The sequence below is a fragment of the Actinoplanes nipponensis genome, assembly GCF_016862275.1.
GTDB classification, from domain to species: domain Bacteria; phylum Actinomycetota; class Actinomycetes; order Mycobacteriales; family Micromonosporaceae; genus Actinoplanes; species Actinoplanes nipponensis.
Genome location: NZ_BOMQ01000105.1, coordinates 14,506 through 29,059, shown reverse-complemented (window position 1 = coordinate 29,059; position 14,554 = coordinate 14,506). Strand labels below are relative to the sequence as shown.

The window sequence follows — 14,554 nt, the reverse complement described above, 5'->3', positions numbered from 1 at the left end:
CACCGAGTTCCGTTTCAGAACCCGCTACGGGGCAACCCCTCTAACTTACCCGGTCGGCTTCGCCAGCGCAAGACCTGAGTCTTGGAAGATCCGAAGATCTTCGTGGCACCGCCCGAATGGTTCCCGTGCTAACGCTCACCCCAGAAGGTGTGAGTGTCGTCGGGTGGCCTTGCAGACCGGCCGATGATCGCTGAACGATCCATCCGCCCGGCTCCTGCCGGCTGTTGTACTTTACCCGGTCGGTCTCGCTGGCGCAACTCCGGCTTCCCGGCCCCGCCTGCATCGCCCGGTGCTGTCGGTAAGCATAACGCTTGCCTTCAGCTGCCTCCAAGTTACCGCCGAATCGGTCACTTTCGTGCCGTTCCGTCCGGGTTCCCCTCGGGCAGAGAGAAAGTTACGCGACGCCCCACCCGAAACGCAAATCGACGTCCGTGCCCATCCCGGCATCGGGTGCGACACCGTGCCAGAGTGGCAGTCATGGCCCCTCCCCCGGTGCTCGCCGCCGACGCGTTGCTCAGTCTGCTGGTGCCGCTCACGCAGGTGATCATCGGCGTTCTCGTGGTCGCCGCGGTCGTCGTGTCGGTGCACCGGCTGGTCCAGCGCGGACCGACCCGGATGGGCGGAGCGATGCTGCTCATCGGCGGCGCCCTGGTGTGCGTGGCGGTCCTGAGCTACCTGGTCCAGAGCTTCTGAGGCCGTAGGCACGCCGGGCCGCCGGACGGATGAACGGGCTCCCACCCGACGGAAGCTCGCTCGACGCAGCGGATACACGGCTGGCGGCGCAACCCGAGGAAGTGAGCGGAGCGGGAGGAAGTGGAATGCGCCGCCCAGCTACAGGCGGCGGTTGGCCAGGCTCGGGAGCTCCGTACGGATCTTGGCGAGGTGGTCCAGGTCGAGCTCGGCGGTCACGATGCCCACCTTGTCCGGCGCCTGCGCCAGCACCGTCCCCCACGGGTCGATGATCATGCTGCGGCCGAAGCAGGTACGGCCGGGTTCGTGGTCGCCGATCTGGCCCGCCGCCACCACGTAACACTGGTTCTCGATCGCCCGGGCGCGCAGCAGCACCTCCCAGTGGTCGCGGCCCGTGTGCATCATGAACGCCGCCGGCACGATGAGCACCCGGGCGTCGCCGTCGACGGCCAGCCGCCGGTACAGCTCGGGGAAGCGCAGGTCGTAGCAGATCGACAGGCCGGTCCGGACACCGTCGACGTCCGTCACCACGGTCTCCTCGCCCGGTGCCACCGAGCGGGACTCCTGGTAGGACACGCGGCCGGGGATCTCCACGTCGTACAGGTGGATCTTGCGGTAGGTCGCGGCGAGGGCGCCCGTCCGGTCGAAGACCAGCGAGGTGTTGTAGGTCCGTTCCTCGTCCGGTCCGGCCTCGTGGAACGAGCCCGCGTGCACCCAGATGCCCAGCTCGCGGGCCGCGGCCGCGAAGAAGGCGGCGAACTCGCCGTCGGCCGGCTCGGGTTTGGGCAGGCCGGCGGCCCGGCCCAGATAGTCGACGTACTCGGGCAGGACCGCGAGGTCCGCGCCCGCCTCGGCCGCGCGGCCGAGCAGCTCGCGGGCGGCGGCCAGATTGGCCGCCCGGTCATCGCGAGCGTTGAGCTGGCAAACGGCGACGCGCATGACTGCCAGGGTACGGCGCAGAGCACCGCCCCCGCGTGCCACGAGTGCCGACCGCCGTGCCCGCCGCCCGGTCGACGTCACCGGGAGGACGTCCTGTCCGGGCGGTGACGCCGCTAGCGAGGTGGCATCAGGAGCACCTCGGCGCCCACCGGGTCGTAGCCCGCCGCCAGGAACGCCCGCAGGCTCGCGGCGTTGCCCGGCGCGACCTGAGCCCACACCGGCCGCCCGCCGGGCACCAGGTGGCGCGCAGCAGCCGCCAGCGTCCGCCCCAGTCCCCCGTTGCGGGCGCCGGGCTCGACCTCGACCGCGGCCTCCCACCGCCCGCCGAGCCCCCGGCCCAGCATCAGGACCCCCGGCCCGCACGTCCAGATCCGCACGTCGTCGCGGTAACGGCGGGCCCGCACCACCCGGGGGTGGTCGCTGTCGGCGATACGGGACAGAGCCACTGAGGGCTTTCCCGGGGCGGGCGGAGCGAGCAGCACCGCGTCGATGTTGCCGGCGGAGAGGCGGAGGCGTTCCTCGAGGGCGCGCAGGAACAGCGGGGACAGGGGCGCGCTCAGGTCGTCGCCCGTGCCGAGGAACGAGTCGAGCCAGGGCCGGTCGACGTCGGCCGCCACGACCACATGACCGGGAAACGACGCCACCGCCGCCCGCTGGGGCGACGGTGGCGGTACGAGCTCCAGCCAGGGATCGGCCGGGAGCCGTTCGTCGTGCTCGATGCGGCCCAGGATCTCGGGCAGCCCGTACGCGGCTGTCAGGCCGACTTCTCCTCGCGCTCGCGGCGGGCGCGCCGGCCCACGAACTCGCGGGGGACGATCGTCGGGATGACGTTCTCCACCACGACCTCGCGGGTGATCAGCACCCGGGCGGCGTCGGGGTTGCTCGGGACCTCGTACATGACCGTCTGGAGGACTTCCTCCATGATCGCGCGGAGGCCGCGGGCGCCGGTGCCGCGCAGCATCGCCTGGTCGGCGATCGCCTCGAGGGCGCCGGTGTCGAACTCCAGCTCCACGCCGTCCAGCTCGAAGAGCCGCTGGTACTGCTTCACGTAGGCGTTGCGGGGCTCGGTGAGGATCTTGATCAGCGCCTCGCGGTCGAGGTTGCGGACCGTGGTGATCACCGGGAGCCGGCCGATGAACTCGGGGATGAGCCCGAACTTCAGCATGTCCTCCGGCATCACCTTGCTGAAGATGTCGTCGGTGTTGCGCTCAGAGATCGACCGCAGGTGCGCGCCGAAGCCGACGCCGCCCTGGCCGACGCGGGACTCGATGATCCGGTCCAGCCCCGCGAACGCGCCACCCACGATGAACAGCACGTTGGTGGTGTCGATCTGGATGAACTCCTGGTGCGGGTGCTTGCGGCCGCCCTGCGGCGGCACGTTGGCGACCGTACCCTCGAGGATCTTCAGCAGGGCCTGCTGCACGCCCTCGCCGGAGACGTCCCGGGTGATCGACGGGTTCTCGCTCTTGCGGGCGATCTTGTCGACCTCGTCGATGTAGATGATGCCCTGCTCGGCGCGCTTGACGTCGTAGTCGGCGGCCTGGATGAGCTTGAGCAGGATGTTCTCGACATCCTCGCCCACGTAGCCGGCCTCGGTCAGCGCCGTGGCGTCCGCGATGGCGAACGGCACGTTGAGCATCCGGGCCAGCGTCTGCGCCAGGTGGGTCTTACCGCAGCCGGTGGGGCCGATGAGCATGATGTTGGACTTGGCCACCTCGACGTCGCTGCCACCCCCGGGCGCGCCGGCCGACTCGGCCTGGATCCTCTTGTAGTGGTTGTAGACAGCCACCGAGAGGGCCTTCTTGGCCTGCTCCTGCCCCACCACGTAGGTGTCGAGGAACTGGCAGATCTCCATCGGCTTGGGAAGCTCTTCCCACTTCACCTCGCCGGTTTCGGCCAGCTCCTCTTCGATGATCTCGTTGCAGAGGTCGATGCACTCGTCGCAGATGTAGACACCAGGGCCCGCGATGAGCTTCTTGACCTGCTTCTGGGACTTCCCACAGAAGGAGCACTTCAGTAGGTCGCCACCGTCGCCGATCCGTGCCACCTACGTTCTCCCTGCGCTCATCGGCCGGCTGCTGCCGGCCCCTGGCCTGAGGAATGATTTCCTCGTTGCCGAACCACGTCCCACAGAGTTCATCGTCTGCCGGTCCGCGTTACTGAGGTTGCTGGCTTGACGTTACCCGGTGCGGGGCCGTTCTCCGACCCCCCAAAACGGGCGTGTCAGGGGTCAGTCAGTCTAGCGTGAGCCGACCGACCCCCGGCACCGCGTGCTCAGCTGGCCGCGCCGACGCCCTGCAGGCTCTTCTTACGGGTGGCCAGCACGGTGTCGACCAGGCCGTACTCCTTGGCCTCGGCCGCCGTCATGATCTTGTCGCGGTCGACGTCCTTGCGGACCTGCTCGGGCGTGCGGCCCGAGTGGCGGGAGATCATCTCCTCCATCTGGCTGCGCATCCGCAGGATCTCGCGGGCCTGGATCTCGATGTCCGAACCCTGGCCGTAGCCGCCCTCGGTGGCCGGCTGGTGGATGATGATCCGCGAGTGCGGGAGCGCCATCCGCTTGCCGGGGGTGCCCCCCGCGAGCAGCACCGCGGCCGCGCTGGCCGCCTGGCCCAGGCACACCGTGCTGATGTCCGGGCGGACGTACTGCATGGTGTCGTAAATCGCCGTCATGGCGGTGAACGAGCCACCGGGCGAGTTGATGTACATCAGGATGTCGCGGTCCGGGTCGGCGCTCTCCAGCGTCAGCAGCTGGGCCATCACGTCGTTGGCCGACGCGTCGTCCACCTGGACGCCGAGGAAGATGATCCGGTCCTCGAACATCTTGTTGTACGGGTTCGACTCCTTCACGCCGTACGACGTGCGCTCGACGAACGAGGGCAGGACGTAGCGGTTGTGCACCGGAGCGAACCCGGAGGGCATGGTCAGGTCGGTCATGGTTCAGCTCCTCAGTTCAGCGTTCCGGCGCCCTCGGGAACCTGAGTGGCCCCGGTGATCACCTTGTCGATGAAGCCGTAGTTCTTCGCTTCCTCGGCCGTGAACCAGCGGTCCCGGTCGGAGTCGGCCTCGATCTGCGCCTGGTCCTGGCCGGTGTGGAAGGACACCCGCTCCTGGAACATGCGCTTGGTGTAGAGCATCTGCTCGGCCTGGATGGCGATGTCGGCGGCCGTGCCGCCCATGCCGCCCGAGGGCTGGTGCATCATGATCCGCGCGTGCGGCAGCGCGTAGCGCTTGCCCTTGGTGCCGGCGCAGAGCAGCAGCTGCCCCATCGACGCGGCCATGCCCATGGCCACGGTGGAGACGTCGTTGTCGATGAACTGCATCGTGTCGTAGATCGCCATGCCGGAGTAGACGGAACCACCCGGCGAGTTGATCCAGAGGTTGATGTCGCGGTCCGGGTCCTCCGCCGAGAGCAGGAGCAACTGCGCGCAGATGCGATTGGCGACCTGGTCGGTCACTTCACTGCCGAGGAAGATGATCCGCTCCCGCAGCAGGCGGTTGTATACCGAGTCGTCGAGGTTGCCACTGATGGAGTCACCACCACGCAGGAGGGGACTCGCAGGGATGTGCAGATCGGTCATGGCAGCCCTTCACAGCTGACTGTGTCGGCCGAGCTATCCGGCCGGCAGGTTGTCCGTCGTACGACCAACCTAACCGGTCGCATGCGCATCAGCTTCCCGCTCGGGCAGGTGTTCGCTGACAGCGCATCAGCTCCCGCCGTACCCGGAAAAAGCGCGGCCGCCGCGCACCGAGAGTGACGCGCGGCGGCCGGCTCGTGGTCCCAGCTCAGTGGTTGTGCCCGGCGTGCTCGTCCTCGGAGGCCTCACGGAGGTCGTCGAGGGAGAGGGTGTTGCCGGCGGTGTCGGTCATCGTGACCCGCTCCATGACGCTCGCCAGGGCCTTGCCGCGGCGCACGTCGCCGAAGACGGCCGCGGCCGCCCCCGACTGGACGAGCTGGTCGTAGTACTGCTGCGGCTGCATCTGGGCGCGCTGGGCGCGGTGCACGATCTCGTGGCCGAACTCGTCGTCGGAGACCTGGATGTCCTCGGCGTCCGCGATGGTGTCGAGCAGCAGCTGGATCCGGACGCCCTCGGTGGCCGCCTCGGTCAGCTCGGTGTCGATCTGCTCCTCGGTCTTCTCCTCCGAGGTCAGGTAGTCCTCGAGGGTGGCGCCGATGCGCTCGAGCTGGTCGGTCATGGCCTGCTTGCGGCCCTCGACCTCGTCCTTGACGATGCCCTCGGGGGCCGGGATGTCCGCGGCCTCGACGAGCTGCTTGAGCGCCTCGTCGCGGGCGGCGTAGATCTGCTCGACCTTCTTGACCTTGCCGAGCCGCTCGCGCAGGTCGTTCTTCAGCTCGTCGAGGGTGTCGAACTCGCTGGCCAGCTGCGCGAACTCGTCGTCGATCTCGGGCAGCTGCTTGTCCTTGACCGTGTTGACCTTGACGGCCACCTCGGCGTCACGGCCGGCGAAGTCGCCGCCCACGAGCTGGGTGGTGAAGGTCGCGTCGGCGCCGGCGACCAGGCCGACCAGGACCTCGTCGAGGCCCGGGAGCAGCTGCTTGCTGCCGACCTCGTGCGAGATGTTGGTCGCGGAGCCGCCGGGCACCTCCTCGCCGTCGACCGTCGCCCGCAGGTCGAGCTGGACGTAGTCGCCCTCCTGGGCCGGACGGTCCACGGTCTTGAGCGTGGCGAACCGCTCGCGCAGGCCGTTGATCTGCTCGTCGATCTCGTTGTCGCCGATCTCCACGGCCGGGACCGTGACCGAGATGGCGGACAGGTCGGGGATCGTGATCTCCGGCCGCACGTCGACCTCGGCGGTGAACTTCAGCGGCTCGTTGTCGGCGAACTCGGTGATCTCCACCTCGGGGCGGCCGAGCGTCTTGACGTCGTGCTCGCGCACCGCGGCGAGGATCTGCTGCGGGATGGCCTCCTGCACGGCCTCGTTGAGGACCGTGCCCCGGCCGACGCGCTGGTCGATGACCGCGGCGGGGATCTTGCCCCGGCGGAAGCCGGGGATCTGGACCTGAGAACCGATTTCGCGGTACGCCTTCAGCAGGCTGGGCTTCAGCTCGTCGAACGGCACCTCGATGGCGAGCCGCACCCGAGTCGGACTCAGAGTCTCGACGGTGCTCTTCACAGGCGTACTCCTTGATGGATCTCTTCGATGTTGGTGAAGTCGGGGTGGCGGGATTTGAACCCACGGCCCCTCGCTCCCAAAGCGAGTGCGCTACCAAGCTGCGCCACACCCCGTGGCGACGGCAAGTGTATGCGGTCGGCCGGGCGCCGTGTGCCGCGGCGTCACCCGGGCGCGCCACGCGGGGGATATCGGGTTCGCGTGCCGCGACGGCATTCAGTAGGGTGGGCACGCGCGGTACGCAGGTGCGGCGCAGTGCGGGCGTAGCTCAATGGTAGAGCCTCAGTCTTCCAAACTGATTACGCGAGTTCGATTCTCGTCGCCCGCTCCACGTGCGAAGGCCCAGGTCAGAGGCGGTTTCCTCGACCTGGGCCTTCGTCATGAGCGACGCGGTCAGTTCGGCTCGGCGGCAGGTGACGCATGCGGGGGACGCCGGCCCGGGAGGGTCCGGGCTTGCCGCTCCAGCTCGTACTGCTCGCGTGGTGAGCCCTCCTCTTCGCGGGGTGAGAAGACGCCGGTCACCCCCAGCTCGTGCCGGGCGATCTCATGGAAGCGGTTCAGCGCGTGGTAGTAGCCGCGCTTGGCCACGAGCCAGCCGTCGACATCGGTGTCGTCCAGCAGGCCCCGGGCGAACCACTCCAGACGCCATACCGCACGGTTGAGCGCTCTGGCCGCCTGGACGACTTCCCGGCCCGCGATCAGGCTGAGAGTTTCGAACGAATTGCCCCGGGCCATGTTCGCTTCGGCCAGCACGTCCTTACCGGCTTCCCGGGTCATCGGCGGGGCCTGGTCGTCGAGGCCGACGTCAGCGGCGATGCGCGCCGCGACGCTCTTCATCCGTTTGATGTCGGAGACGAAAGCGCCGTAGGTCTGCAGGCGGCGTTCTCGCCACTCCCGGCTGAGCGCCCACCGTTCGCGTCGGTTCTCCCCCTGCACGGAGAACGCGTACGAGAGCACAGCGCCGAGAAGGACGCCGGCGAGAGCAAGCAGCGGACCGACGATGCTCACGATTCGCCTCCACAGGTGGCTGACCGGAACGCTCGGGTCCATGCTCGGCGGCTCGCGCCCGTACGGCCAGGGCGCCGGCGCCGGCCCGTGCTCATCCTTGGCCTCGGGCACCGCCCAGGGCGCGGAGCTTGGCGCGGACCTCCGCGGCCATCGAGTGGCCCAGCTCCAGGAAGATCTTCAGCGCCTCGTGCCACGCCGCCCGGGCCGCCTCCGGATGGCCTGCCGCCTCGTGGGTCTCGCCCAGCCGGACCAGGGTGTCCGCCGTCGGGAACGAGTAGCCCAGCTCGCGGTAGATCGCGATGGCCCGCTCGTAGGACGCCACCGCCGGGCCGTGGTCGCCGAGATTGCGGTACGCGAACCCGATGCTGTCCAGGGTCATCGCCGTGCTCTCGGTGTCGCCCAGCCGCAGGTTCACGGCCAGCGCCTCGCCGCAGAAGTCCAGCGCCGCCGCCTGGTCGCCCAGCAGGGCGTGGAACCAGCCGACGGTGTTCAGCGCCCGCGCCTGCTGGCGCTCGTGGCCGATCTCCCGGGCGACGTCCAGGGCCCGCCGGGCGTGCGCCAGCGCCTGCTCGTTGTCGCCCTGCCGCTCGGCCAGCATGGACAGGTCGAGGTGCACGCAGCCCTCGCCGAACCGGTCGGCGGCCGCCGAGAACAGGCGTAGGGCCTGCTCGGCGTGCTCGTACGCGGCCTCGGGGTGGTTGAGCACGCCCTCGGCGTCGCTGAGGCGGCGGTGCGCGTACCCCTCGGCGGTCGCGTGGCCCAGCCGCCGGGCCGCGGTCACGGCGGCCAGCCAGGTGGCGGCGTGGTCGTGCCAGTGCCACTGCCGGTACTGGAAGGTGTCCAGGCCCCAGGCGAGTTGCCAGGTGACGGCGTGCGCCCCCGACTCCGCGGCGCGGCCGAGAGCGGCGAGCAGGTTCGCGTGCTCGGCGGCGAGCCAGGCCAGCGCCGACCCGTGGTCGGCCAGGTGCTCCGGGGCGACCCCGGACGGCGGCGGGTCCAGCGGTACGGCGATCGGCTCCAGCGTCGGGTACAGCAGCCGGTTGGCGGCGCAGGCGGTGTGCGTGTAGTAGGCCAGCAGGCGGGACTCGGCGTGCCGGCGGGCGTCGGCGGAGTCGTGCGCCCGGGTCAGTTCGGCCGCGTACGTGCGGAGCAGGTCGTGCTGGGTGTAACGGCCGGGGGCGTGCTCGACCAGGAGGTTGGCCCGGGCCAGCTGGGCCAGCTGGGCGCGTACCCCCGGAACCGGCTCGCCCGCCAGGGCCGCCGCCGCGCCGGTCGCCAGGTCCGCCCCGGGGTGCAGGCCCAGCAGCCGGAACAGCCGCGCGGCGCTCGGCGTGAGGGTGGCGTACGACCAGGAGAACACCGCCCGCACGTCGCTGACCGGATCGCCGGCGTCCAGGGCGCTCAGCCGCCGGCCGGCCTCGCCGAGCTCCGCGGCCAGCGCGGCCAGCGGGAAGCCGGTCTGCTGGGCGCGGGCCGCCGCGACGCTCAGCGCCAGCGGGAGGCGGGCGCAGGCGTCGATGATCTCCCGCACGGCCCGGGGCTCGCCGGCCACCCGGTCGTTGCCGAGGCGCTGGATGAGCAGGTCACGGGACTCGGCCGGGGACAGCACGTCGAGGGCCAGCGGGTGCGCGCCCTCGGTGACGATCAGGCCGGTGAGCTGGTTGCGGCTGGTCACCAGGACCAGCGCGCTCGGGGTGCCGGGCAGCAGCGGGCGGACCTGCTCGGCGTCGCGGGCGTTGTCGAGCACGATCAGGACGCGCCGGCCGGCCAGCAGGGCCCGGTAGCGGGCCACCTGGGCGTCCGGGTCCGGCGGGATCCGGCTGGGCGGCACGCCGAGCGCGTCCAGGAAACCGCGGACGGCCTCGGCCGGGTCCATCACCCGGCCGGAGGGTTCGAAGCCGCGCAGGTTCACGTACAGCCGGCCGTCGGGGAACTGGTCGGCGACCGTGTGCGCCCAGTGCACCGCGAGGGCGGTCTTGCCGACCCCGGCGGTGCCCGACACGGCGGAGATGACCACGGCGGTCGACGTGCCCGAGGCCGGCCGGGCCAGCAGCTTGTCCAGGCGGGAGAGGTGCTCGTCGCGGCCGGCGAAGCCCGGCACGTCCGCCGGCAGGAGGGGCGGCACCACCGCGGCGGCGGGGCGGGCGGCGGGCGGCGGGTCCGGCTCGCCGCGCAGGATCGCCTGGTGCACCGCCTGCAACTCGGCGCCCGGGTCGGCGCCGAGCTCGGCGGCCAGGTGGTCGCGCAGGTCGGCGTAGTGCCGCAGCGCCTCGGCGGAGCGGCCGGCGGCGTGCAGGGCGCGCAGCAGCACGGCCGCCACGGACTCGGCCAGGGGCTGCTCGGCGGCCAGGTCCAGCAGCGGTCCGATGACCTCGTCCGGGTTCGCGGCCGCCAGCTCGGCCCGGGCCCAGGCCACGGTGGCGTCCCCGTACCAGCGCCGCCAGGCCTGCCGGGAGCCGGCGGCCCACTCGCCGGCCAGGCCCGCCAGCGGCTCGCCCCGCCACAGCGCGCGGGCCTCCCGGAGCAGCGGCGCCGGCTCGGCCGCGGACCGGGACCGCCGCACGAGCTCGCGGAAGCGGTGCAGGTCCACCCGGGACGGCTCGAGGTCGAGCACGTAGCCGCCCGAGCGGCGCAGCAGCGTCGTCTCGCCACCGGTCACCCGTTCCAGCAGCCGGCGCAGGTGGGTGAGGTGGACCTGGAGCGTGCGCCGGGCGCCGGGCGGCGCCTCGTCCCACACCCGGTCGATCAGCGTCTCGGTGGTCACCGGGCGGGCGGCGTCCACCGCGAGGGCGGCCAGCACGTGTCGGCGTTGCGGCGGTCCGACCTCCCACAACCGGTCACCGGTGGACACCTCCACCGGGCCGAGCAGCCGCAGCTCCACGCGCCCTCCCCCGGCCGACGGCATCGACCGGATCCATCGTATTCAGGCGCGTCACGCCGGTGGGACGCGGCGACAGCAAACCGTTAACACCGGGACATCCAGGGATTGGCACACTGCGTGCACGGGTGTACGCCAGGGCCGGTGCGGAGTTGGGTCAAAGTCTCGGGGGTGACTCAGCCTCGGCACCGGCCCGGCCGCCACCGGCCCGGGCCCCGGATCGGCGGCGCCGGCGCAGCAGAACGGCGGCCGCGTTCAGGACCACCGCGTACGCGCCCGCGCTCACCAGCAGGGCGGTGCTCGCGCTGTGGCCCCAGTCCCCCACCAGCACCGGCGGGACCGCCCACACGTCCATCGACAGGCCCGCCAGGGCGATGGCCGTGCCCGCCGCCACGAACGGCACGGTCCAGAGCAGCCAGGGCCAGGCCCGGTACGTGTCGTCCTGGAGCAGCCCGGTCAGGGTGGCGACGCCCCAGCCCAGCACCAGCAGCGGCAGCACCAGCCGCCACCGGCGTCCCCGAGCGGCGAACAGCAGGCCCAGGCCCACGCCGGCGGCGGCGTACAGCGGGAAAGCCGCCAGCTCCCGCAGCAGGACCGGGTCATCGGCGGGCAACCGGCTGGTGTCGAGGCCGCGCGCCAGCGGGAACGCCACGGCGACCGTCACCGCCGCCAGCAGCGCACCCAACGGCACCGCCCGCGCCAGCGCGCCCGCCTGCCGGTGCCGGCGGCTCAGGGCGGCCCCCGCCACCACCGCCAGCAGGTGCCCGCAGAGCAGGCCCGAGGTCGAGCGGAAGAGGTGGCGGGTGTGCACCCACTCCTGCTGCTGGCCGTCGCCGTGCGGGTCGAAGTTGACCCAGAACTCGTAGAAGCCGTCGTTGAACGGCATCGCGGCGAGGACGAGCAGAGCTATCGCCGGCGGGGACCAGACCGCGGGGTGCCGCAGCGCGCGGCGCAGGGTGGCCGCATCGGGGAGGGCCGGCATTCCTGGAGACTGGCAGGTGCGGTCAAACCGTGGTGCGGCTGGTGAAGCAGCGATGGCCGGTCGCGCTCGGCGCCGGTCGTACGTCGGCAGCCAGCGGGCCGCCCTGTGGGTCGGTCACCGCCCGGCCGGCGGGCCCAGGAGCCTGCGGACCTCGCCGGGTGACAGGCCCAGCTCACGACGGATCGTGCGGCTCAGGTGGGCCTGGTCGGCGAAGCCCGCCCGCGCCGCCAGCTCCGCCAGCCCCGCCGCGGAGTCGCCCAGCTCGGCCAGCACCGCGCGGGCCCGCAGGCGCAGCCGGTAGGTGTTGATCGTGACTCCGGTGACCTCGTGGAACGTGCGCGACAGGTGCCAGCGGGAGCAGCCGGCCAGCTCGGCCAGGTCGTCGAGGCGGGCGCGGGGGTCGGCGTTGAGGGCGACGCGGACGTCGTCGACCGAGCGCCGCGGCGGGCGGCGGGCCGGGGGCGGCAGCAGCCGGGCGATCAGGTCGGCGGCCAGCTCGGCCAGGTCCGCCGGGCCGGCGCCGGCCGTGGCGCGGGCGATCAGGCGGCGGTGCGCCAGGTCGGCCCGGGGCGAGACCGTGAGCGGGCCCGCCCACCCCAGGCGGTCCGCCAGGGCGGGGGCGATGCCGATGCTCGTACACGTGTCGGCGCCGGCCGGGTGGGCGACCTGTTGCACCTGGCCCGGGCGCTGCACGTAGCCCTGCACCGGGTCGGCCACGCCGGCCCGGCCGTCCGCCCGGCGGGCGAAGACGCCGCGGCGGACCAGCACGACCGCGCTGCTCGTGACCTCCTCGGGCGCGCTCCACCGGGCCGGGCCGGAGCAGCCCACCGTGGCCACCCGCAGATCGGGCGCCTCGGCCAGCACCGCTTGCGTGAGCATGGCCCGACGGTAGGCCCCGGGTACGACAAGAACGTTCAAGACCGCGCGCCCCGCCCCCGGCAGGCTCGGGGCATGACTGCACTGCTTGATCGGCTCGGCGCCGCCGGGCCCGCTCCCGGCCTCGAGCCGGATCTGTACGCGCCCCTGCTCGGCGTCTGGGACGTCACCAACCACTACCTCGAGCCGGGCACCGGCCGCTGGGTCGACGGCACCGTGGTGTGGACCTTCGGCCGGGTGCTCGGCGGGCGCGCCGTCCAGGACGTCATGTGGTTCACCGCCCCCGGCCCCGACGGCTACCCGGTCCGGGAGAGCGGGAGCACCATGCGGCTCTTCGACCCGGCCGCCGGCCACTGGCACGTCGTCTGGTTCTCGCCCGCCGGCCGGGTGACCGCCCTCGTCGGCCGGCCGGGCGAGCACGGCGACATCGTCCAGCAGGGTGTCCGGCCCGGCGGGCCGGCGGTCCGCTGGGTGTTCACCGAGCTGACCGATGAGTCCTTCCGCTGGCTCGGGCACGTCTCCGACGACGGCGGCCACAGCTGGCAGCTGGAACAGGAGATGCTGGCCCGGCGGCGCGGGCCGGCCTCCCCCGCGAACGGCTAGCGGCCGCTGAGCGACGTACCCGTCTCCAGCACCGACTTGAGGTCGCTGAGCACCCAGGCCCAGCCGCCTCCGCCGGCCTCGTCGAGCGGCGACCCGGCCACCATCGTCGCGGTGGCCGGGGCGCCGGCCAACTCGTGGGTGAGGGTCAGCCGGCACACGCCGGGCTGGGACTTGAGCTCCTCGATGAGGTAGGTCAGCGTCGTGTACGGCTCCGCGGCGGTCGTCGGGTCCATCAGCATGCGCCAGGTCTGCACCAGCAGCCGGGGCGGGTCGCTCTCGACGACCTCGCCGTCGACGATGCGGTCGGGGATCGGGAAGCCGTTCTGGGCGCCGAACTCGCGCATCTCGTCGGTGGCCTCGGAGTGGTACCCGCCGCCGGGCTTGAGGTCGAAGTAGGCCGGGGCGGCGTAGCCGTACTTCACGGTCCACTCCGGGTCGGTGATCGCGGTCCAGATCCGCTCCGCCGGGGCCTTGATCCATACGCGGTAGACCTGGGTGGTCAGCGCCGCCGTGGGCTGGGCCGTCGTCTCGGTGGTCATGTCTCGTCCTCCAGCGCTTTCTTGAGATCGACGAGCGCCGTCACGTGACGCTCGGTGTACTTGTCGATCCAGCGGTCGTGGATCAGCCGGATCGGCACGGGGTTGAGGAAGTGCAACTTCTCCCGGCCCGAGCGGCGGGCCACGACCAGCCCCGCCTCCTCGAGCACCTTCAGGTGCTTGGCCACGCCGAAGCGCGTCATCTCCACCTCGGACTCGAGCTCGGTGAGGGTGCGGCCCTCGCGGGCGAAGAGCAGGTCGAGCAGGAAGCGACGGGTCGGGTCGGCGAGCGCCTTGAACACCCGGTCGTCGTCCTCGTTCATGACGCCAAGTTATGTGACCCAGAGGTCACATGTCAAGGCCGGAAAAACTCCGCCCGGCGGATCGCCGGACGGAGTCGGTGGTGCTCAGCGGCGGCGGCGGACCAGGCGGCGCAGCTGGATGATCCGTACGGCGGCCACGGCCATCGCGATCAGCGCCCCGCATACCCCCGCGATGAGCATCGCCAGCGCCAGCGAGAGCTGACCGTCGAGCCACAGGAAGCTGAGCCGCACGTTGCCGGTGTTCTGGGCCACGAAGATGATCAGCAGGATCAGGCCGAGCGCGCCGGCCCACACTCCGAACCAGACGGCGCTGGTCCGCGTCCGCGGCACCCCGGACGGCTCCCGGCGCGGAGGCGCCTCACCGGCGCCCTCGAGGCCCGCGAGCGTGCCGGCCAGCTCCGGCGGAAGCGGCGGCGGGGCGTCCTCGGCGGGGGTGAGGGGACGGTTCTCGGATGGGAAGACCATAACTCTCAGTCTTGCCCATAACTGCTCTCCGTCAACCCCGTTCGCCCCTTACCAGAATTAAGCGGGAGCTAATAGACCAAGGTCGAAAAAGGACGTTACCGTCTGCGCCGGGCCGCCCACC

15 protein-coding genes and 2 tRNA genes are annotated in these 14,554 nt (G+C 71.8%); 3 read left to right on the top strand and 14 right to left on the bottom strand.

Annotation, left to right across the window (positions count from 1 at the left end; translation table 11 throughout):
* Positions 1 to 477 precede the first annotated feature (477 nt).
* Positions 478 to 693: a hypothetical protein gene (locus Ani05nite_RS40575; RefSeq protein ID WP_203777524.1), complete on the top strand. Its 216-nt coding sequence runs from the start codon at positions 478 to 480 to the stop codon at positions 691 to 693.
* 138 nt (positions 694 to 831) lie between these two features.
* Here the strand turns inward: Ani05nite_RS40575 and Ani05nite_RS40570 are convergent, their stop codons facing one another.
* From Ani05nite_RS40570 to Ani05nite_RS40540, 7 genes are all read right to left on the bottom strand, one after another.
* Positions 832 to 1,629 (bottom strand): carbon-nitrogen hydrolase family protein, encoded by a 798-nt coding sequence (locus tag Ani05nite_RS40570; RefSeq protein ID WP_203777522.1) that lies wholly within the window; start codon positions 1,627 to 1,629, stop codon positions 832 to 834.
* 113 nt (positions 1,630 to 1,742) lie between these two features.
* Positions 1,743 to 2,246, bottom strand: a complete 504-nt coding sequence (locus Ani05nite_RS40565) for a GNAT family N-acetyltransferase (protein ID WP_239131112.1) — start codon at positions 2,244 to 2,246, stop codon at positions 1,743 to 1,745.
* Between the two features lie 137 nt (positions 2,247 to 2,383).
* On the bottom strand, positions 2,384 to 3,676 hold the full coding sequence (gene clpX / locus Ani05nite_RS40560) for an ATP-dependent Clp protease ATP-binding subunit ClpX (RefSeq protein WP_203777519.1): 1,293 nt from the start codon (positions 3,674 to 3,676) through the stop codon (positions 2,384 to 2,386).
* 227 nt (positions 3,677 to 3,903) lie between these two features.
* A complete protein-coding gene (locus Ani05nite_RS40555) occupies positions 3,904 to 4,566 on the bottom strand; it encodes an ATP-dependent Clp protease proteolytic subunit (protein WP_203777517.1) in 663 nt (220 codons plus the stop codon).
* A gap of 11 nt (positions 4,567 to 4,577) precedes the next feature.
* Entirely contained in the window at positions 4,578 to 5,210 is a 633-nt protein-coding gene (locus Ani05nite_RS40550) for an ATP-dependent Clp protease proteolytic subunit (RefSeq protein ID WP_203777515.1), read from the bottom strand.
* Positions 5,211 to 5,415: 205 nt separating this feature from the next.
* Positions 5,416 to 6,765, bottom strand: a complete 1,350-nt coding sequence (gene tig / locus Ani05nite_RS40545; protein ID WP_203777513.1) for a trigger factor — start codon at positions 6,763 to 6,765, stop codon at positions 5,416 to 5,418.
* Between the two features lie 39 nt (positions 6,766 to 6,804).
* Positions 6,805 to 6,878: transfer RNA gene (locus Ani05nite_RS40540), tRNA-Pro, on the bottom strand.
* A gap of 141 nt (positions 6,879 to 7,019) precedes the next feature.
* Here Ani05nite_RS40540 and Ani05nite_RS40535 point away from each other — a divergent pair.
* A tRNA-Gly gene (locus tag Ani05nite_RS40535) sits at positions 7,020 to 7,093 on the top strand.
* 62 nt (positions 7,094 to 7,155) lie between these two features.
* On the opposite strand, the gene Ani05nite_RS40530 is transcribed toward Ani05nite_RS40535, so the two are convergent.
* The 4 genes from Ani05nite_RS40530 to Ani05nite_RS40515 form a co-directional block, all read right to left on the bottom strand.
* A complete protein-coding gene (locus tag Ani05nite_RS40530) occupies positions 7,156 to 7,770 on the bottom strand; it encodes a hypothetical protein (protein WP_203777511.1) in 615 nt (204 codons plus the stop codon).
* A gap of 91 nt (positions 7,771 to 7,861) precedes the next feature.
* Positions 7,862 to 10,651, bottom strand: a complete 2,790-nt coding sequence (locus tag Ani05nite_RS40525; protein WP_203777509.1) for an AfsR/SARP family transcriptional regulator — start codon at positions 10,649 to 10,651, stop codon at positions 7,862 to 7,864.
* A gap of 154 nt (positions 10,652 to 10,805) precedes the next feature.
* Positions 10,806 to 11,630: a hypothetical protein gene (locus Ani05nite_RS40520; protein ID WP_203777507.1), complete on the bottom strand. Its 825-nt coding sequence runs from the start codon at positions 11,628 to 11,630 to the stop codon at positions 10,806 to 10,808.
* Between the two features lie 114 nt (positions 11,631 to 11,744).
* Positions 11,745 to 12,509: a helix-turn-helix domain-containing protein gene (locus tag Ani05nite_RS40515; protein WP_203777505.1), complete on the bottom strand. Its 765-nt coding sequence runs from the start codon at positions 12,507 to 12,509 to the stop codon at positions 11,745 to 11,747.
* 72 nt (positions 12,510 to 12,581) lie between these two features.
* On the opposite strand from Ani05nite_RS40515, the gene Ani05nite_RS40510 reads away from it, so the two are divergent.
* The gene (locus Ani05nite_RS40510; RefSeq protein WP_203777503.1) at positions 12,582 to 13,109 is read left to right on the top strand and encodes a hypothetical protein; all 528 of its coding nucleotides are present in this window, start codon (positions 12,582 to 12,584) and stop codon (positions 13,107 to 13,109) included.
* Here the strand turns inward: Ani05nite_RS40510 and Ani05nite_RS40505 are convergent.
* The 3 genes from Ani05nite_RS40505 to Ani05nite_RS40495 form a co-directional block, all read right to left on the bottom strand.
* On the bottom strand, positions 13,106 to 13,648 hold the full coding sequence (locus Ani05nite_RS40505; RefSeq protein ID WP_203777501.1) for an SRPBCC domain-containing protein: 543 nt from the start codon (positions 13,646 to 13,648) through the stop codon (positions 13,106 to 13,108). The genes Ani05nite_RS40510 and Ani05nite_RS40505 overlap by 4 nt on opposite strands.
* On the bottom strand, positions 13,645 to 13,968 hold the full coding sequence (locus Ani05nite_RS40500; RefSeq protein WP_203777500.1) for an ArsR/SmtB family transcription factor: 324 nt from the start codon (positions 13,966 to 13,968) through the stop codon (positions 13,645 to 13,647). Before Ani05nite_RS40500 ends, Ani05nite_RS40505 begins: the two co-directional genes overlap by 4 nt.
* An 84-nt stretch (positions 13,969 to 14,052) precedes the next feature.
* Positions 14,053 to 14,433: a LapA family protein gene (locus Ani05nite_RS40495; RefSeq protein WP_203777498.1), complete on the bottom strand. Its 381-nt coding sequence runs from the start codon at positions 14,431 to 14,433 to the stop codon at positions 14,053 to 14,055.
* Positions 14,434 to 14,554: the final 121 nt, after the last annotated feature.